Raw genomic sequence first — 18112 nt, forward strand, 5'->3', positions numbered from 1 at the left:
GGTCTATTACTCCTTTAACTGTTTTAGGTTTATTAGTATTCTCGCACCTTAGTAAATGAGATGCATCTCTCAAATCGTGATGTATTATGAATGGATACTTAAATATGCCATTCTACCCATAGTATAGCATGTCAAAAGTTAACTAAGAATAGATAAAACCGTGCATCCTTATCTAATGATAGAAACTTTAATCAAAGGGATTTTGTGCATTTTGTTTATTTAAAGTGCATATACTTACAATCACTCTGTTTTTTGCTTATAATAGGAAAGTCAGAATTTTTTCTGAAAAAAGTAGCCACAAAGTGAGCGATTGCGATTGAAAAAATTATTATATGGTATTTTCTTTGTTGTTTTTATAGTCATTTTTTTGTACGTAAACAATCACTGGCTAGTCGTAAGTAAACATGTGTTTGAATCAGAAGATGTACCTGCTAGCTTTGATGGGCTACGCATAGTACAAGTTTCGGATTTACATGATGCCGTCTTTGGTGACAGTCAACGAAAACTGATTGCAAAGGTGAAGGATACAAAACCTGATTATATTTTTATCACAGGTGACGTAATCGATAGTAATCGCTATGATTTAAAACAAAGTCTACAGGCAGTGAAAGGACTAGTTGAAATAGCGGATGTTTATTATGTACTAGGTAACCATGAGGTAGCGACGAATAAGGTGAGTGAAATTTATGAGGCGCTGTCATCGTTAGGGGTACATATAATGGCCAACGAATCGACCGTGTTAGAGCGCGACGGGGAGCGCTTGGCGATTGTTGGAATTGAGGATCCGTTAATGGGTAGAACAACTGAAGACATGCTGGACATTGCAACAGCCTATTTGCCAGATGATATGTTTAAGTTGTTACTAGCACATAGACCAGAAATGTTTAATACGTATGTAAATTATCACATAGATTTAGTATTTTCGGGACATGCGCATGGTGGACAAGTTCGTATTCCTGGACTAGGAGGACTTGTTGCACCAGGACAGGGATTGTTCCCAAAATATACAGCTGGTGTCTACGAAGCAGGCGCGACGAAAATGGTGGTTAGTAGAGGGTTAGGCAATAGCTCCGTACCGTATCGTATTTTTAATCTACCAGAAATTATTGTGATGGATTTAAAGAAAAAATAAGCACTGCGTAAAATCTACGCAGTGCTTTCAATTTGTTTGCGTTCTATACGTTTAACGAGATAGATACTTATTTCATATAAAATAATCATTGGTATTAATACAAGTAGCTGGCTTATAAAGTCTGGTGGCGTGATAACAGCAGAGCCTACGCCCATAGCGATATAAGACCAGCCCCGTATCTTTTTCATGGATTCAGCAGTCAGTACACCAATGGCTGATAAGAATAGGGCAACAATCGGTAACTCGAATAATAAACCAAGCGGTACTGTGGTCATGATTAAAAAGTGCATATATTCATTTGCTGATACCATGACATCGAAATTGGTAGCCCCAACGCTTACTAAGAATGTATAGCTAAGTGGGTTTACGACGAAATAACCAAAAGCTATCCCTACTAAAAAAAGAATTAGCATGATCGGTGCATAGAGGCCTAAAAATCGACTTTCCTCTTCCTTTAAGCCTGGTTTTATAAAGCTCCACAGAAAATGGACAAGAAAAGGCATTGCAAGACCAAAAGCTAAAGTAGTTGAAATCGTCATGTAAAATTTAACCACTTCTAGCGGTCCTAAAATAACGAGTGAGTGACCTCGCGTTATGAAAGGAAACCAAATATTAATTGTGGAAAAGACAACAATGAAAAATAGAATAAAAACCGTTAGCCCTTTGATAATCTGCTTACGTAAATCAGTAAGATGCTCCAATAATGAAGTAACAGGTATCAGGGGCTCAGCTGAAACATGCTCCTCTTCAATTGCTACCACAGGTATTTCAATTAAAGCCTCCACAGGTGCTGGAGGCTCGGCTTGAGGTTTATCAAGAGGGCTTAAATATTTTCTTTTTCCGTCTTCATATGGATCCATAGGAACCCCTCCTACGAAGCATCAGATTTTTTTTCGACCTTTTTCACGGTATCCTCTTCATCATCCATAAGCCCCTTAGTAGACTTTTTAAATTCTGCAAACGTTTTACCAACTGCTCCACCGATTTCAGGTAATTTTTTCGGACCAAATACAATTAATACAATAACTAAAATAATGATTAATCCAGGTACTCCAATTGCTCCAAGACCTCCCATAAGTCTTGCCTCCCTTATAATGTTTTTTTACACTAAAGACCCACCTGATTGACTATATTTAATAACCCCTTCAGCACAACGGTAGGCAAGCGCACCTAATGTGCCTGTTGGATTGTAACCACTATTGTGTGCAAAGTTGCCCGCACTTACTGCGAAAAGATTATCAACATCCCAGTGCTGTAAGTAATTATTCACAACGCCTTGTTCGGGTGTTAAACTCATCACCGTTCCACCAGTGTTATGCGTTGTTTGGTAAGGTACGATATTATAATCGGTAATTTCCGCGTTAGGGACGATTGTTTTTGCACCCATTTCCTTCATAATATCCGCTGCACGTGCAGAGATATATTTATGAAGTGCACGATCCTGCCCAGTAAAATTGTACGTTAATTGCATTAATGGCAAGCCGTAAGCATCCTTATAGGTAGGATCCAGTGATAAATAGTTTTGCTTATGTGGCATAGATGCTCCTTGCGCACCAATACCGAATGAGCGTGTATAGTAATAAATAGATTGCTTTTTAAATTCTGGTCCCCAAGTAGGTGTATCTGGCGGTGTTGGATTGGAACCGATTGGTCGAGTGCCTGTCTGTGTAAGCGCAATATTTCCTCCGTGAATAAAATCTAAATCACTATGGTCAAAATTATCCCCATTGTAGTCGTCTATACACATGCCTAAGGAACCTGCGCCCATAAATGTATTGTATTGTTCCTCGAAGAACCCAGCGGCACCAGGCAAGATTTGATAGCAATAGTTTCTGCCAAGTGTTCCTTTACCAGTAGTAGGGTCATATCTTTCACCTATGTCAGAGACCATTAATAGCTTAGCATTATTAAAGACATAACTAGTTAATACAACAGCATTAGCAGGCTGAATGAATTCTTCTCCCGAAACGGTATCGATATATCTAACACCTGTAGCCTTATTACCCTGCTTTAAAATTTCTACAACATTGGAATTGAAGCGTAAATCAAAATTTCCTGTCTTCAGAGCAGTAGGGACAACCGTAATTTCTGCAGATGATTTTGCACCGTATTCGCATCCAAAACGTTCACAAAAACCGCAATATTGGCAAGCATTGATCGTTTCGCCATCTGGATTTTTATAAACCTCTGACACGTTGGCTGAAGGTACCATATAAGGTGTTAGCTTCAGGTTTGCTGCAGCTTTTTCGAATTGTGCAAGCATAGGCGTTTTTTTCATAGGCGGTGTTGGATAGGGATTCGAGCGCTTTCCACTAAATTTATTTTTATCATCACCTGAAATACCAGCTGTTTTCTCGAACTTATCGAAATAGGGCTCAAGTTGATCATATGTTAAACCCCAATCCTGAATCAGATAATCTGGCCCAAGCTTATTAGGCCCGTAACGTTTATCTGTTAACGTTTTGATTTGAAAATCATAGGGTAAAAATCGATAAGTCATCCCATTCCAGTGTGTTCCTGATCCGCCCAGACCCTCTCCAAGCAAGAAGGAGCCAAGCTGACGCATTGGCAATGCTTTCATATTTCGATCATTACGAAAGCTTACCGTTTCTTTGGATAGATTTTGCATTAAATCATAACGAATGGCATAACGGTATTCATCATGAACATTTAAGTAATCTTCGGTACCACGCTTTTGCCCACGCTCTAAACCGACTACCTTTAAGCCAGCTTTGGCACACTCGGCAGCAACGATACCGCCTGTCCAACCTACACCAACTGTTACCACGTCTACACTTGGTAATGTTTTAACCATTTCCTAACCCCCTTAATGGTTGCCTAATGGATTAGGCTCAATTTTTTGGAATTTCGCATCTTCTATTTGTGTAATATAGGCCATTTGGTGACCAGGGAAGCCCTTCATGCGCCAGCCATCCATATTACGATTTCCTCCATACATTGGGTCAGAATAAGCTCCCTCTAATGTAGCCGCGCGTAATAGTGCAAAGAAGAACGCAGATGTAACCCCAACCATTTCTATGTCACCCTTTTGAAACGCTGTTAATATCTCATCCATTTGTTTGCCATCTATATCGTTAAAGCTTTTTTTATAACGTTTTTGTGCTTCGTCCTCCATTTTTTGAATACCCTGCCTAAAAATTTCCGCTCGCGTTAAGCGGCTCTGATAGCCTTGAGTTGGGGCACCCACATCGAATGGACCTTGCATATATTCTTTAGAGTTACTCCCATAATTTCCTGCAAGCTGATGATCGATAAAATAGGGAACATCTAAACCTATAGCACCTGGTCCCAAATCGTCTTCTGGGAAGATACGTTCTGTAGCCTTTGATAAGATACTAAAATCTCTTTCGTTTCTAAAAAACATCTTAGCCTTAGGTGAACCTGTTGCCTCATTCGTTGTTTCATGACCACCATGCTCCAAGGTAGAAGTGCCTTTACCATGGATGTTGTAGCCTACTAGACCTCCAATTAATCCACCACCGACTAATGTACCAGCAGCAATACCTGTTGTTTTTAAAAAGTCTCGACGAGAAACATTGTTTTTGTCTGAACTCATAGAAATCCTCCCCTCAAAATGTTTTAAACCGATCCTATCTTTAATAATCAGCAAAAAATGTGAATTATAATCAATTTTTGTTGGAAAATGTTTTAATTTCATCCATTGGATTTATGTACCCTGTCTTTTTATAACAAGATGGATCAATGAATTGAAAATTTTGTAGAAAATTGTTAGCACTATAAAGATAGTGTTAATGGTATTATTATACATTTATTAATCATATTGGAAAACTTTTGTTGACTTCTACTTTTAGTGACCTTACTCTGAAGTTATGCATAAATATGTGAATGATATAGCTAAAAATGGAAGAAGTGAGAAAAAGGGAAATGTGGTTAAAAGGTATTGGTGGTAAATTAATTGTTGCAATTATAGCTCTTGTATTTGTAACATGTGGCACACTAGGGTTATCTACTTGGATAAATAGTACAAAAGCTATGAATGAACAAGTGGAATCAAATTTGGTTTCTAGAGCAGAGGATGTTTCACAATACATAGAAGAACACTTCCAATTAACATTAGTAGAAGTTGAAGCAATCGCAGAGCAAGAGGCAGTTCGTAGCATGGACTTTGAGAAGCAGAAACAATATTTATCGAAACGTCTTGCTAATAATGAAAATTACTTAGGTTTTGGCATTATTAACGCTGATGGAGTTGCTCATTACCTTGATGATACAACAGCTGAACTAGGGGATCGTGATTATGTAAAGGAAGGTTTTACTGGTAAGTCTGTTATGTCAGAAATTACGATTAGTCGTGTAACAGGTGAACCAGTTATTTTAATCGTTTCACCAATTGAAACAGCGACTGGTGAAAAAGCTTTATTACTAGCGCGTATCGATGGCTATTACCTATCTAAAATTGTAGAAGGCATTAAGGTTGGAGACAGTGGCTACGCATTTATGTTAGACGCTAACGGAACGATTATTGGACATAATAATCACTCGTATGTGAAGGAGCAATACAATCCAATCAAGGAAGCAGACGAAACAGGTATCATGACAGGCAGGGCATTGGCTGCTAAAGAAATGCTTGCTAATGATAACGGTTATTTTTCTTTTGAAACAGAAGATGCTGGAACTAACTTAATGGGCTATCACACCCTTGATAATGGTTGGAAAATGGGTGTTATCGCATTAGAGAATGAGATGTTTTCAGGGCTTTCTAAGCTTAAGACGAACTTCATTGTCACAACAATCATTGTTTCGATACTAGGGCTATGCATCTCGTTTGCCATTTCACGCTCTGTTAGTAGACCACTTCGACATGTACTTCGCATTAGTGAGGGCTTATCAGAAGGAGACTTTACACAGGAGATCCCAGAAAAATATTTGAAACGTATTGATGAAATGGGAACGATGGCACGTGCATTAGATCGCATGACTGATAATATGCGGGAAATGATAGCTAAAGTGAGTCAAGAAGCAACTGCAGTGAATGAAGCTTCATGTGATTTAATGGGAGATGTAGTCGGAGTAACAAAGCATTCGAAGCAAATTGCTGGTGCAATAAGTGAGGTAGACCGAGGGGCACAAAGCCAAACTGTGATGGCAGAGGAAAGTGCCTCAGCAATGGAGCAAATGGCAATGGGGATACAAAATGTAGCTGAAGTTGCCTCAACCATTGCTTGTAATACAGATTTTATTTCCCAGAAAATTAGTGAAAGCAATTATGCAGTCCAGCAATCCATTCGACGTATGAATGAGATTCAGCAAGGCACAACGGATGAACTAACCATTATTCACAAACTAGAAAAAGAGTCAGAAGAAATTAGCTTAATTTCAAAAATGATTACCGATATTTCCGATCAAACGAATTTATTGGCATTGAATGCTTCTATTGAAGCAGCACGGGCAGGGGATGCTGGTAAAGGCTTTGCCGTTGTGGCTGAAGAAGTTCGCAAGCTATCAGAGCAAACAGCAGAATCAGCTACCAAAATTAATGTGCTAATTGAAAGAGTTCAATCTTACACATTAGAAGTAGTAAAAGCTGCGGAATCAGGCGAAGATAATGTGGAGCGTGGTTTAGCTTCCATTGAGGCAGTAGGAGAGCGCTTCGAGGAAATGGTTCAAGCAGTGGGAGAAATAGCAGGTCAAATTGAAGAAATGAATGCTTCGGCTGAGCAAATGTCTGCCAATACGGAGGAAGTTTCAGCTTCTATGGAAGAAATGGCGGCCACTGCACATGCGGCAAGTGATTATGTGCATGAGGTAACAGATGCAACAGCCGAACAATTGAAGACTGTAGCAACAATGAACAATCAAACTGAAAAACTATCAGAAATGGCAAAACGTTTATATGAAGCCATTCAAAAATTTAAATATTAAATTAGAGGAGGAGCTGTCTTTTAATGACAGCTCCCCTATTATGATGCAATTAAGCGTCTTGCATAGCTGCTAGTAACGCTTCTTTAGAAATGGTGCAATCGCCACCGCCTTGTACCATTTGATCGCTTCCGCCACCCTTACCATTAATAAGAGGCAGTGCCTTTTGGGCAATATCCTTCATGCTTTTTGAAACATTCGTACCTCTTGCTGCAACGAATTGTAGCTTGTCTTCATTTTCAGACACAAGAAGAGTTATTACATCTTTCTGTTCCGTGACAATAATGCGGGCTATTTTTTGTAGCTCCTGCATTGTTCGTTGATTAAAAGCAGCAGTTACTATGCCTTCGCTATTAACAAGAGCCTTTGCTTCATAAGTGAGTAACTCCTCTTTTGCAGCAGCAAGTGCTTTTTCTGTGGTTTTTTGAGCAGAGAGAACTTTTGTGAGTGCTGTAGCAGCTTCAACCTCAGGGACACTTAATTGTCGAGCAACGTCTCCTAATACTTTTTTTCGCATGCCAAGCTCAGTTAAAACACGTTGACCACAAACAAAAGAAACGCGCACATTACCCTTCATTTTTTCGATACCTAATATTTTTATGGCACTAACTTGTCCAGTAGATGTGGGGTGAGTGCCACCACAACCGTTGTAATCAAAATGAGGGATAATCACAAGTCGAATGTCCCCCGTCACTGCAACTTCTTTACGAAGATTATAGTTGCCAAGCTCATGTTCTGTAACCCAGGTTGTTTGAATGGGACGGTTTTCTAAAATGATGTCATTGGCTCTAGCTTCTGCCGCTGCAAGCTGTTGTTCAGACAGCGTATCAACTGCAATATCAATTGTGACTTGCTCACTGCCTAGATGAAAGCTTACAGTCTGCGCATTAAAAAGCTCTACAAAAGCAGCTGTTAAAATATGCTGCCCAGCATGTTGCTGCATATGATCAAATCGCCTTGGCCAATTTAACTTGCCATGTATGACACCATCTAAAGTCGATGGATCACCTTGAATATAGTGACGAATTTCATCAGCCACCTTTTCAACATCTATGACTTCCATCGCATTCAATGTACCAGTATCGTGAGGCTGACCTCCACCAGTTGGATAGAAGGCGGTATTCGATAGTACAACATAATGACGGCCAGATTCATCAGTCCCTTTACTAATAATAGTTGCATCAAACTCTTGCAACATAACGTCTTGGTAATATAATAGCTCTTTCATGAAAAAGCCTCCTTTATGTAGGGAAATTAAACTCTAATTTAATTCCATTTAATTGTGGCATAATTACTTACAGGTGTATACGGCTTTTCTAGTTGACCCATGCTGAAATTGATTTAATATAGAAAAGAACAGCTAAAGAAAAAAGGAGCTAACATAATGGAAATTACACAATTCTCAATGGAAGAAATTTTAGACCCAACAAATATTATAGAAGGTAAGCGCTATGAATTTATTTTGGATGTAGAAATAGATGAAGAGGATGAGCTATACCACGAAGCCGGCATTGAAATTCGTGTTCTTATTGGCGAAAAGGGAGAAGAGCCATTTATTTTAAATTACTTCATCATAGAAAAGGCTGAAGGTGAATATTTAGACTTTGCACTAGAGGATGTTGAACTAGAAGAAATTTTGGCATTCTGTAAAGAAGAAATAGCGAAAGTATAATAAGTAACAGGTAGAGAGTATATATATTCTTTACCTGTTTTTTTATTGAATTAAGGATTATGTAAGCTTGATGAAATATACATGTAGTATTGAAGGACTAAACTTAGTTTTAGTGTTTAGAAAATAGGGCAATTTAAAGAGAGAGGTGTTTCTATGTCAACGTACACGCAATCCATTTTTATAGCGTTTTTCATAACCATTATTTTATCCTTTGTACTGTTTATTCCATGGCTAATTTATACGTATCGCAAGTATGGATACTTATCGATGTCCAAAACCATTATCATGTTCTCATTTATTTTTTACTTTTTATCTGCGCTTTGTTTAGTATTATTACCATTTCCATCTACAAGAGATACTTGCTCACTTCAATCCCCGGACACCGTTCATACTAATTTGAGACTTTTTCAATTTGTTGATGATGTTTTAAAGGACAGTGGGATTGTTGTCACAAATCCATCTACATGGCTTGCTATCACAAAACAGCAGGCATTTTTTCAAGCCTTCTTTAATTTCTTACTACTGATGCCATTCGGCGTTTACTTGCGCTATTTTCTTAAAGAAAGAAGGTACTGGAAACGTGCATTTTTAATTAGCTTTTTGCTAACATTGTTTTATGAGGTCACACAAAGAACAGGCATTTATGGCATCTTTAATTGTGCATACCGAATCTTTGATGTAGATGACTTATTACTAAACAGTGTAGGTGCACTATTAGGCTTCTTCTTAGCACCAATTGTTTGGGCATTATTCCCTTCGCATGAAGAGGTTGAGGCTAAAGCTGCTGAAATGGAAAAAAATGATATTGTTAAGCCGATTTCTATTTTGCTGGCATTGGTCATTGACTTAATTATCGCCCAACTGATTTGGATGATGATTGGTGTTCTGACAGGGTATAGCGGTACTTTTGAATTCTTAGTGGAAATGGCTCTGTACATGATACTCTTCGGTTTGATGCCAAGTATGATGAAAGGCGCAACGCTCGGTATGAAAGTGATGCGTTTTACAATGGTCAACAAGAATGGCAAAAGTATTGTAAGGCAATCGTGGCGTCGCTGTATTGCTATTATTGCTACCTTGTGTTTATCAGAGGCCATTACAACGCTAGGTGACATTCAATTAGATATGGATTCACCATTTTATGTTCTGCAAATTGTCATTTCTCTACTTGCCGCTATAGCAGGTTTTGCACTTACAATGATAATAGCTATTCATGTGATACGGGTCATCGTAAGTGGTGGAAAGCGACGTTTGTATATCGATCAATATGCAGATTTAATGGCAACAAGGAAAAAATAAGGGGGCTTGTAGAATGAAATACGTCATCATTGGGGGAGATGCTGCAGGTATGTCTGCAGCAATGGAAATCTATCGGAATGTTCCAGGAGCAGAAATAACTTCTTTAGAACGTGGTTTTATTTATTCATATGGGCAATGTGGATTGCCGTATGTTGTAGATGGTCGTATTTCATCAACCAAACGTTTAATTGCAAGAGATGTCGAGACTTTTCGAGATAAATATGGCATTGATGCAAGAGTTGGCTATGAGGTAGAGCATGTAGATATAGAGAAGAAGATTATTACAGGTACACAAGCAAGTGGCGAAAACTTTGAGATTACCTACGATAAACTTCTTATTGCAACGGGTGCTAGTCCAGTCATGCCTGTGAAAAAAGGGATTGAGCTAGAAGGTATCCATACCGTGAAAACAATTCCTCAACTGGAAGATTTACTGGCTGATTTAACACCAGATATTGAACAGGTAACCATCATAGGTGGTGGCTATATTGGATTAGAAATGGCTGAAACGCTACATGCCTGCGGGAAAAAGGTAAGACTGGTTCAACGAGGGAGCCATGTAGCAAGAATTTTAGATGAAGAGCTTGCTCAGCATGTTCATGAGGAAGCAAAAAAGAACGATGTAGAGTTGTTATTAAATACGAGTGTTGAAGCATTTGAAGGAAATAAACGGGTTGAACGCGTTGTTACAGACAACGGTATTTTGGAGACAGATTTAGTGATTGTCGCTTCAGGCATTCAACCAAATACGCAGTTTTTAAAGGATACTGGGATTGCACTTGCAAAAAATGGAGCAATCATTGTAAATCGCCATTTAGAGACTTCTATTGAAAATATTTATGCAGCAGGAGATTGTGCAACCCATTTTAATATTGTAAAGGAACGTTTAGATTATATACCTTTAGGAACAACAGCCAATAAGCAAGGTCGTTTAGCTGGTCTCAATATGTCAGGCAAATTTGCGCCGTTTAGAGGAATTGTGGGCACTTCTATTTTAAAATTTTTCAATCTAACCATAGCTACAACAGGCATTAATGAGCGCAATGCTAAAGAGCTGGGCTTTGACTATGAGGCATTTAAATTATCTGCACGCCATATAGCTGGCTATTATCCAGGTGCACAACGTATGTTTATTAAAGTGGTCGTTCGCAAACGTGATCAATTGTTATTGGGTGCGCAAATCGTGGGACCTGCGGGAGTCGATAAGCGTATCGATGTGTTTGCTACGGCATTATATAGTAAAATGACACTACCTGATTTGCTAGATTTAGATTTAGCCTATGCACCACCATTTAACGGTGTTTGGGATCCTTTGCAGCAGGTGGCAAGAATGAATGGACGTTTATAATAGGAGGTAGAGAGAGATGAGCATTTATGATATTAACGTAACTTTAGAAGATGGTACTATCTATAGCCTCGAACGTTATAAAGGAAAGCCTTTGCTAATTGTTAATACAGCTTCCAAATGTGGCTTTACACCACAATTTGAAGAATTAGAAGGGCTCTATGAAAAATATCAGGAGCAAGGTCTGGTTGTACTTGGTTTTCCGTCAAATCAATTTAAACAAGAGCTAGCGACAGCTGAAGAAGCGGCCTCCCAATGTCGACTGACATATGGTGTGACGTTCCCAATGCATGAGATAGTTAAGGTAAATGGTAAAGAAGCACATCCTATTTTCGATTATCTTACTTCTCACTCCAAAGGATTTTTAGGTAATAGTGTTAAATGGAACTTTACAAAATTCCTTGTGAATCGTAATGGAGAGGTTGTTGGACGGTATGCATCAGCAGATAAGCCAAGTAGCTTTGAGGAAGATATTCAAAAGGTATTAGCACAATAGATTAGAAAAGGTTCATGCACAGTTTGTGTATGAATCTTTTTTTGTCTACAAATTTCAAAAAGCAGATGATTTAAGGTTGCTGTAAGCTTGCGACAAATTTGTTGTAAGTTTGAGGTCGTATACTAAAGTCAGAAAGAAGAGGTGAGCGTATATGACGCCATTATTAAAGGTACAAAACGTTGGAAAAACTTACGGCAAAGGCGCAAATACTTTTACAGCGCTATCGAATATATCATTTGAAGTTGAAAAAGGAGAGTTTGTTGGTGTAATGGGTCCTTCTGGGGCTGGGAAATCTACACTTCTAAATGTATTAGCAACGATTGATACACCAACGACTGGTGAAATAATTATTGAGGATACTCATTTAGCACGTATGAAGGATGCTGAATTGGCGGATTTTCGTCGTGATAATTTAGGGTTTATTTTCCAAGACTATAACTTGCTCGATTCTTTAACAGTGCGAGAAAATATTGTTTTACCACTAGCGATTGCAAAAATGCCGACAAAGGCTATTAACGCAAGGGTTGATCGCATTGCTGCACTGTTTGGTATAAGTGATTTGCTTGATAAATATCCTTATCAAATATCAGGTGGGCAAAAGCAACGTACTGCCTCCTCACGAGCATTAGTGACAGAGCCGAAACTAATCTTTGCCGATGAGCCTACAGGTGCGCTTGATTCAAAATCCGCAACAGATTTACTAGAAAGCTTAAGTGATTTGAACCAATCTCAAGCCGCAACGATTATGATGGTTACCCATGATGCCTTTGCAGCTAGCTTCTGCCAGCGCATACTATTTATTCAGGATGGACAGCTTTCTAAGGAAATTCAACGTGGGACTCTAACAAGGAAGCAATTTTTCCAAGAGATCTTACAGGTGCTGTCTAGCATCGGGGGTGGAGTAAATGACGTTATTTAGCTTAGCGCGGAAAAATATTCAACGCAATATGTCGAATTACTTTTTATATATTGCCTCGATGGTATTTAGTATCGTTATTTATTTTACGTTTGTGACGCTCAAATACAATGATGATCTCTCAGCCTTAAAGCAATCGTCACAACAAATTAAAGGATTGATGAGTGCCTCGTCCGTAGTACTTCTGTTCTTCATTGTTATCTTTATGGCCTATTCCAATTCGTTTTTTATGAAGAAGCGGAAAAAAGAAGTGGCCCTTTACTCTTTACTAGGTGTGCGTAAGCAAAAAATCGGCTTAATGCTCTTTTTTGAGAATTTAGTAATAGGGCTTGTTTCTCTAGTACTTGGTATTGTTCTAGGATTCTTTATGTCTCAAGGGCTGTTAATGATTTTAGTACGCTTAATGGGCTATGAAGTGGTTGGTAGCCTGACATTTTCAATGGAGGCACTAATTAATACAACGGGTATTTTTACCCTACTGTTTTTATTCACGTCCTTACAGGGCTATCGTGTGATTTATCAATTTAAGCTAATTGATTTATTCCATGCAGACAAACAGGGGGAGCAAATTCCACGTGCATCATTAGTAGCCGCTTTACTTGGTACTGTACTTATTGCATTTGGTTATTATACAGCTGCCTCTGATATGTTTACGAGTGAAATATGGCGATTCTTTACGGTGTTAGGGACGCCATTAATGGTTATAGGCGTAACGATTGCAGGGACATACCTTCTATTCCATAGTGTGAGCGTCTTTCTGTTAACAGCATTAAAAAGAGCAACATCATGGTCCTGGAAGGGCTTAAATCTAATTGGTGTTTCTCAGTTATTATATCGTATTCGAGCCAATGCAAAATCGTTGTCAATCATTGCAATTTTAAGTGCCACAACGATTACTGCTGGTGGTGGTGTCTTTGGCATGTATTACAATGCAGAAGCAAGTGTGCGTCAGATGCTGCCAAATACATTTATGTGGAAAGGCGAGACAGTAGAATTTTCTCAAGAAGATGTCTTATATAATGAAGCAGTGGCTGTGAAAAATCTACGTGTTGATAATGAATTATCGTTTTTCGAATATACATTACTGAAGGAATCGGATTATAATCGATTAGCGAAATTACAAGGCAAGGATAGAGAGCTAAACATTGCAGATGGCTCTACGATTTTACTTGATGCAGCCTTTGATGAACGATTTTCACATGATTTTACAGGTGAAGATTTTAAACTACAAAACGGAGATTCCTTCCATGTAGATAAAATGTACATGGATAGCGTCCTAAACTTTATAGCAGCGGGAACAGTACTCGTTGTGAATGATCAGGAATTTATGGCTACAGATGCCGATGAGATGATCATGCAGGTCGTTGGATTGAACAATGATTTGAAACAGCAGGATGTGTCAAAAGACATTTACAAGCTATTGTCTTCTGAACAGCAAGAATCCTTCTCGAGTGTACCGCAAAGCTATGAGGATAGTTTAGCAACAGTTGGTGCCCTCTTGTTTGTAGGAAGCTTTCTGGGATTGGTTTTCCTAGCGGCAACGGGTAGTATTATCTATTTCAAAATTTTAACGGAAGCTGAAGAAGATCAGGCGAAATATGCTATTTTAAATAAAATTGGTGTAAATAGTAAGCAAATATTAAAGACAGTAGCAGGACAGGTGGCTGTCATTTTTAGTGCTCCACTTATTGTAGGTATTGTGCATAGTGCGTTTGCATTACTAGCATTTTCACAGCTATTTGGCATGAATATTACAAAGCCAGTCATTCTGTGGATGATTGCATATTCAGCTATTTACTTTATTTATTATATCTTTACCGTGCGTTCGTTCTATAAAATAGTGAGACAGGGGAATTAATATGAAAAAAGTATTTTTCGGAATAGGTGCGTTGTTCATCTTATTCGTAGCAGGATTGGTTGTATTGATGACTGTAGACTTTAACCGTTTAAATAAAGACACATACTATGTCCATATTACAGCTGATGGTGAGGTAGAAGAGTATAAGACAGATAGTGGTGAAATCTTTAAAATGTATTGGTATGAGCTACCTACTTACAATAAAAATGGGGAAGAGAAAACATTAAAGTTTTCAGCTCACAAAAATTTACGCCAGGATGCTTATTTAAAGCTTTACGTGAAAAAGGAAACGGAAGTCACTTCATTTGATGAAGTAAAATTCCATGAATTACCTAAAAAAGTACAGAATCAAATGAAATAGCACAAAGGGGAGTCTCATAAATTTGAGGCTCCTCCTTTTCTGCATGAAAGCGAAGTATAACGAAGCGCCAGTAGCAAAAGTGTATTAAAATTTCCTGTTTTTAAGAGAATCCTGAATTTATTGGTTTGGACTTGGAAATTCCTTTTGTAAATAAATAATAACGCTTGTACCTTTTCCTTTTTCTGAGGTGATGGTCACTGTTCCTCCATGGGCCTCGATGATATCTCTAGCAATTGCTGTACCTAAACCAGTACCAGCTGTTTTGTCCGTATTTGTACCTCGGTAATAGCGCTCAAAAATATGTTCAAGATCCTCTGGGGCTATCCCTTTGCCATTATCAGAAATTGTAATAGTATTCTCATCAACAGACACATGAACAGATACATCTGGAACATTATGAAGGAGCGCATTGTGTAAAAAGTTCATAATAGCTCTGCGCATAAAATGTTCATCGATTTGATGCAGACTATTCTCAGTGACTGCCTCGAACGCAAGATTAGCCTGTTCATATTGTGGTGTATTTAATGTTTCAATCACTATCTCACGAATGAAAGGCACCATGTTAACTTCTTTTCGTGTAAGTGGAAGCTGTTGATGTCTTAAACGCATCGTTAAATTTAAGTCATCCAGTAGATTTTGCATATGCAATGATTGTTTTTCTATAATTTGTGCGTACGCCATTTGCTCAATATTTGTTATTTGTGCATCATTTAATAGTTCTGCATAACCCCGAATAGAGGCTAGTGGCGTTTTCATATCGTGGGAGACATTACTGATCCATTCTTCACGCATGATCTCTAGTCTCTTTCTCTCCTGTTCATGGGCTGCCAATTCTCGTGATACTTCATTTAAGTTTTCAAAAACTGGCTTGTAGACACCACCAGGAGCTTTAACAGACTTATGATCATGATTCTTTAAATGATGAATGCGCTCTATCATCGCATATAGAGGTTTCGTTAATGTACGACCAAAAAGCCATCCTACCAATGTAGCTACTAATAAGTCAGCAATCACGATGAACAATCCAAATTTCCCTATAAACTGTAAGAGTGATGTACCAGAAACATGCGTAACAAATCTTGTAACACCACTACCTTTAATACCAATTAAATAACTAAAAGCATCCTTACTGCCAATATACACCGTAGTATCAGAATCAAATTCTTTATATTTATATACTTGAATTAAGTCGATAGGTGCATAGTGCGATGGTGCTTTATCTGGCGCAAAATGAGCATCAATAACTTGACCATTTTCATCAAGCAATTGTATCCAAGCATTTCTTTGATGCAATTGTTCAAGTCCGTCTGCATTGATGGAGGTTGCTCCATTTTTTATTTCAATATATTTTTGAAATTCCCGCACAAAATTTTCCTCTTTAGTGGCAGAAGCGCCTTCAGAATCAGTTGCTAACCGATAAGTAAGGAGTCCCATGAAGATAGCTGTATTGACGAAAATAACAATGATGACTATAGAAAGCACGGAAAGGAGAAAGCGAGCCGTTAATTTCCACTTCATTCTTGTGCCTCTTTTGGAATGATAAATTTATAGCCAAGTCCTTTTACGGTTGTGATATATAGCGGGTTAGAGGGATCCTGCTCAATTTTTTCACGTAAACGGCGAATATGCACCATAACCGTGTTATCAGAACCAAAAAAATCCTCTCCCCATACACGTTCAAACAATGTTTCTTTACTTAAGATTCGATTGGGATTGTGCATAAAGCACGCCATTAAACCAATTTCCTTAGCTGTTAACTCCAATAAAACGCCATCTTTATGGACCTCTGTTTCATCTGCATTCAACTGAAATGGTCCAATCTGTAGCGCTTTTTCGACAATGTTCGTTACGGTATCTTGTGTTTGATAGCCAGCTCTACGTAATTGAGCCTTCACACGATAAGCAACTTCTTTAGGGCTAAAAGGTTTTGTAATATAATCATCTCCGCCAATGGCAAGCCCTAAAATTTTATCAATTTCTTCATTTTTAGCAGACATAAAGAGCACAGGGACATGTGATACTTCACGGATACGTCTACATAAATCGTAGCCCTCACCATCTGGAAGCATGACATCTAGAAGTACAATATCGGGTGTTGTTTGTTGAAAGCTTGTCCAAGCATCGTGGATGGTGCCAGCTGTATGAATTTGTTTATAGCCCTCTTTTTGTAAGCTTACTTTTAGCAGATTGGCTAAATCAGCCTCATCATCCACTACTAAAATAGTTGGTTCTTGCACTTGTTCACACGACCTTTCGATTTGGAAAAATTTTTTACTGACAATCATTATAAATGAAATGTATAGGAAAGAGGAAATGTTGAGTAGTATAGCTTAACCAGCAAATGCTTTTATTCTAAAAGAGAAGCAGTCATTTTGTATATAAAACGCTACATTGTGAAACCTTTACAGATTGTAAAGCGTAAAAAGAGTATGACAAATTAGGAGGAATGACGATGTTTAAAAAAATAGCAGCAGATGCACTTGGACTTTCAGATATCGGGGTGGTTGTGCCGCGAGAGGATTATGATAAAACAGATGCAGATGATTTTATCCTACATGAAATTGACGAAAAAATTTATTTTTTAATTAAAACGAAAGCAGATGAATATTGCTTTACGAATCGTGCCATTATTCATGTGGATGGCGAAAGCGCTATGAGCAAGAAACGATTACTGCGACGCTATGACTATTCTATGTATACTGTGACAGAAGTTTTTCTCGAAACAGCAGGAACAATCGACCTTGATGTCGAAATTAAGTTTACAATCGGCAATTCCCCACTATCCATCGACATTCATAAACGCTTTATTGATGACATTAAAGATTTATATAAAGCACTACATGCTATTAGCTATGAGCAAAAGAACAATGCCTATAAGTTAGAAGTAGCAGAAAAAAGTCTAAACATTGCTTCTTCATCACTTGGACGAATTGGCAATGACAACATTTCTCCATCAGCGTCATTCGAGGAAATTACGCGCTTTGCGAATACTTGGATGATCGATCATAAAGATAAGTATAAAAAAGAAGACTTCTCACATATTTTTGATTTATATATGAACAATTGATAAAAATAGCTCTCTGCAAGTGTGGAGAGCATTTTTAACATATAACGTTATACATAAAAATTATT

General features: G+C 38.1%; 17 protein-coding genes. 10 read left to right on the plus strand and 7 right to left on the minus strand.

All coding sequences use genetic code 11. The features are described 5' to 3' along the window. The first annotated feature begins 316 nt into the window (after nt 1–316). On the plus strand, nt 317–1132 hold the full coding sequence (locus MHB65_RS00940; protein WP_342442188.1) for a metallophosphoesterase: 816 nt from the start codon (nt 317–319) through the stop codon (nt 1130–1132). A 14-nt stretch (nt 1133–1146) separates the two neighbouring features. Here the strand turns inward: MHB65_RS00940 and tatC are convergent, their stop codons facing one another. From tatC to MHB65_RS00960, 4 genes are read right to left on the minus strand one after another with little or no spacing between them, the layout of a single operon-like run. Further along, on the minus strand, nt 1147–1992 hold the full coding sequence (gene tatC, locus MHB65_RS00945) for a twin-arginine translocase subunit TatC (protein WP_342442189.1): 846 nt from the start codon (nt 1990–1992) through the stop codon (nt 1147–1149). An 11-nt stretch (nt 1993–2003) separates the two neighbouring features. After that, nucleotides 2004–2207 (minus strand): twin-arginine translocase TatA/TatE family subunit, encoded by a 204-nt coding sequence (gene tatA, locus MHB65_RS00950; protein WP_205446442.1) that lies wholly within the window; start codon nt 2205–2207, stop codon nt 2004–2006. A gap of 27 nt (nt 2208–2234) precedes the next feature. Then, nucleotides 2235–3947: a GMC family oxidoreductase gene (locus MHB65_RS00955; protein WP_342442190.1), complete on the minus strand. Its 1713-nt coding sequence runs from the start codon at nt 3945–3947 to the stop codon at nt 2235–2237. A gap of 12 nt (nt 3948–3959) precedes the next feature. Beyond that, nucleotides 3960–4709 carry a gluconate 2-dehydrogenase subunit 3 family protein gene (locus tag MHB65_RS00960; protein ID WP_205446444.1) on the minus strand — a complete coding sequence of 250 codons (750 nt, stop codon included), beginning with the start codon at nt 4707–4709 and terminating at the stop codon, nt 3960–3962. 329 nt (nt 4710–5038) lie between these two features. Between MHB65_RS00960 and MHB65_RS00965 the strand changes: the two genes are divergently transcribed. Continuing rightward, nucleotides 5039–7036, plus strand: coding sequence for a methyl-accepting chemotaxis protein (locus MHB65_RS00965; RefSeq protein WP_342442191.1), 1998 nt, complete (start codon nt 5039–5041; stop codon nt 7034–7036). 49 nt (nt 7037–7085) lie between these two features. Here the strand turns inward: MHB65_RS00965 and MHB65_RS00970 are convergent, their stop codons facing one another. Beyond that, nucleotides 7086–8261, minus strand: a complete 1176-nt coding sequence (locus MHB65_RS00970) for a DHHA1 domain-containing protein (protein ID WP_342442192.1) — start codon at nt 8259–8261, stop codon at nt 7086–7088. A 156-nt stretch (nt 8262–8417) separates the two neighbouring features. Between MHB65_RS00970 and MHB65_RS00975 the strand changes: the two genes are divergently transcribed. The 7 genes from MHB65_RS00975 (at nt 8418) to MHB65_RS01005 (ending at nt 14980) form a co-directional block, all read left to right on the plus strand. After that, nucleotides 8418–8705: a DUF6509 family protein gene (locus MHB65_RS00975; RefSeq protein ID WP_342442193.1), complete on the plus strand. Its 288-nt coding sequence runs from the start codon at nt 8418–8420 to the stop codon at nt 8703–8705. Nucleotides 8706–8858: 153 nt separating this feature from the next. Beyond that, on the plus strand, nt 8859–10004 hold the full coding sequence (locus MHB65_RS00980; RefSeq protein ID WP_342442194.1) for a VanZ family protein: 1146 nt from the start codon (nt 8859–8861) through the stop codon (nt 10002–10004). Nucleotides 10005–10017: 13 nt separating this feature from the next. After that, nucleotides 10018–11352, plus strand: a complete 1335-nt coding sequence (locus tag MHB65_RS00985) for an FAD-dependent oxidoreductase (protein ID WP_342442195.1) — start codon at nt 10018–10020, stop codon at nt 11350–11352. A gap of 16 nt (nt 11353–11368) precedes the next feature. Then, nucleotides 11369–11845, plus strand: coding sequence for a glutathione peroxidase (locus tag MHB65_RS00990; RefSeq protein WP_205446450.1), 477 nt, complete (start codon nt 11369–11371; stop codon nt 11843–11845). Nucleotides 11846–11996: 151 nt separating this feature from the next. Beyond that, the gene (locus tag MHB65_RS00995; protein WP_342442196.1) at nt 11997–12764 is read left to right on the plus strand and encodes an ABC transporter ATP-binding protein; all 768 of its coding nucleotides are present in this window, start codon (nt 11997–11999) and stop codon (nt 12762–12764) included. Further along, nucleotides 12751–14619 (plus strand): ABC transporter permease, encoded by a 1869-nt coding sequence (locus MHB65_RS01000; protein WP_342442197.1) that lies wholly within the window; start codon nt 12751–12753, stop codon nt 14617–14619. Before MHB65_RS00995 ends, MHB65_RS01000 begins: the two co-directional genes overlap by 14 nt. Nucleotide 14620: 1 nt before the next feature. After that, nucleotides 14621–14980, plus strand: coding sequence for a YxeA family protein (locus MHB65_RS01005; RefSeq protein WP_342442198.1), 360 nt, complete (start codon nt 14621–14623; stop codon nt 14978–14980). A gap of 117 nt (nt 14981–15097) precedes the next feature. On the opposite strand, the gene MHB65_RS01010 is transcribed toward MHB65_RS01005, so the two are convergent. Further along, the gene (locus MHB65_RS01010; protein ID WP_342442199.1) at nt 15098–16498 is read right to left on the minus strand and encodes a HAMP domain-containing sensor histidine kinase; all 1401 of its coding nucleotides are present in this window, start codon (nt 16496–16498) and stop codon (nt 15098–15100) included. Then, nucleotides 16495–17217: a response regulator transcription factor gene (locus MHB65_RS01015; protein WP_205446455.1), complete on the minus strand. Its 723-nt coding sequence runs from the start codon at nt 17215–17217 to the stop codon at nt 16495–16497. Before MHB65_RS01015 ends, MHB65_RS01010 begins: the two co-directional genes overlap by 4 nt. A 215-nt stretch (nt 17218–17432) precedes the next feature. Here MHB65_RS01015 and MHB65_RS01020 point away from each other — a divergent pair, with 215 nt between their 5' ends. Beyond that, entirely contained in the window at nt 17433–18047 is a 615-nt protein-coding gene (locus tag MHB65_RS01020; RefSeq protein ID WP_205446456.1) for a PH domain-containing protein, read from the plus strand. The last annotated feature ends 65 nt before the right edge of the window (nt 18048–18112 follow it).

This window comes from Lysinibacillus sp. FSL K6-0075 (assembly GCF_038592945.1).
GTDB classification, from domain to species: domain Bacteria; phylum Bacillota; class Bacilli; order Bacillales_A; family Planococcaceae; genus Lysinibacillus; species Lysinibacillus fusiformis_F.

Coding starts and splice junctions, on each gene's coding strand:
- MHB65_RS00970 (WP_342442192.1), bottom strand. CDS start 8,261: ATGAAAGAGCTATTATATTACCAAGACGTTATGTTGCAAGAGTTTGAT.
- MHB65_RS00960 (WP_205446444.1), bottom strand. CDS start 4,709: ATGAGTTCAGACAAAAACAATGTTTCTCGTCGAGACTTTTTAAAAACA.
- tatA (WP_205446442.1), bottom strand. CDS start 2,207: ATGGGAGGTCTTGGAGCAATTGGAGTACCTGGATTAATCATTATTTTA.
- MHB65_RS00965 (WP_342442191.1), top strand. CDS start 5,039: ATGTGGTTAAAAGGTATTGGTGGTAAATTAATTGTTGCAATTATAGCT.
- MHB65_RS01005 (WP_342442198.1), top strand. CDS start 14,621: ATGAAAAAAGTATTTTTCGGAATAGGTGCGTTGTTCATCTTATTCGTA.
- MHB65_RS00975 (WP_342442193.1), top strand. CDS start 8,418: ATGGAAATTACACAATTCTCAATGGAAGAAATTTTAGACCCAACAAAT.
- MHB65_RS01020 (WP_205446456.1), top strand. CDS start 17,433: ATGTTTAAAAAAATAGCAGCAGATGCACTTGGACTTTCAGATATCGGG.
- MHB65_RS01010 (WP_342442199.1), bottom strand. CDS start 16,498: ATGAAGTGGAAATTAACGGCTCGCTTTCTCCTTTCCGTGCTTTCTATA.
- tatC (WP_342442189.1), bottom strand. CDS start 1,992: ATGGATCCATATGAAGACGGAAAAAGAAAATATTTAAGCCCTCTTGAT.
- MHB65_RS00980 (WP_342442194.1), top strand. CDS start 8,859: ATGTCAACGTACACGCAATCCATTTTTATAGCGTTTTTCATAACCATT.
- MHB65_RS00995 (WP_342442196.1), top strand. CDS start 11,997: ATGACGCCATTATTAAAGGTACAAAACGTTGGAAAAACTTACGGCAAA.
- MHB65_RS00955 (WP_342442190.1), bottom strand. CDS start 3,947: ATGGTTAAAACATTACCAAGTGTAGACGTGGTAACAGTTGGTGTAGGT.
- MHB65_RS00985 (WP_342442195.1), top strand. CDS start 10,018: ATGAAATACGTCATCATTGGGGGAGATGCTGCAGGTATGTCTGCAGCA.
- MHB65_RS01000 (WP_342442197.1), top strand. CDS start 12,751: ATGACGTTATTTAGCTTAGCGCGGAAAAATATTCAACGCAATATGTCG.
- MHB65_RS00990 (WP_205446450.1), top strand. CDS start 11,369: ATGAGCATTTATGATATTAACGTAACTTTAGAAGATGGTACTATCTAT.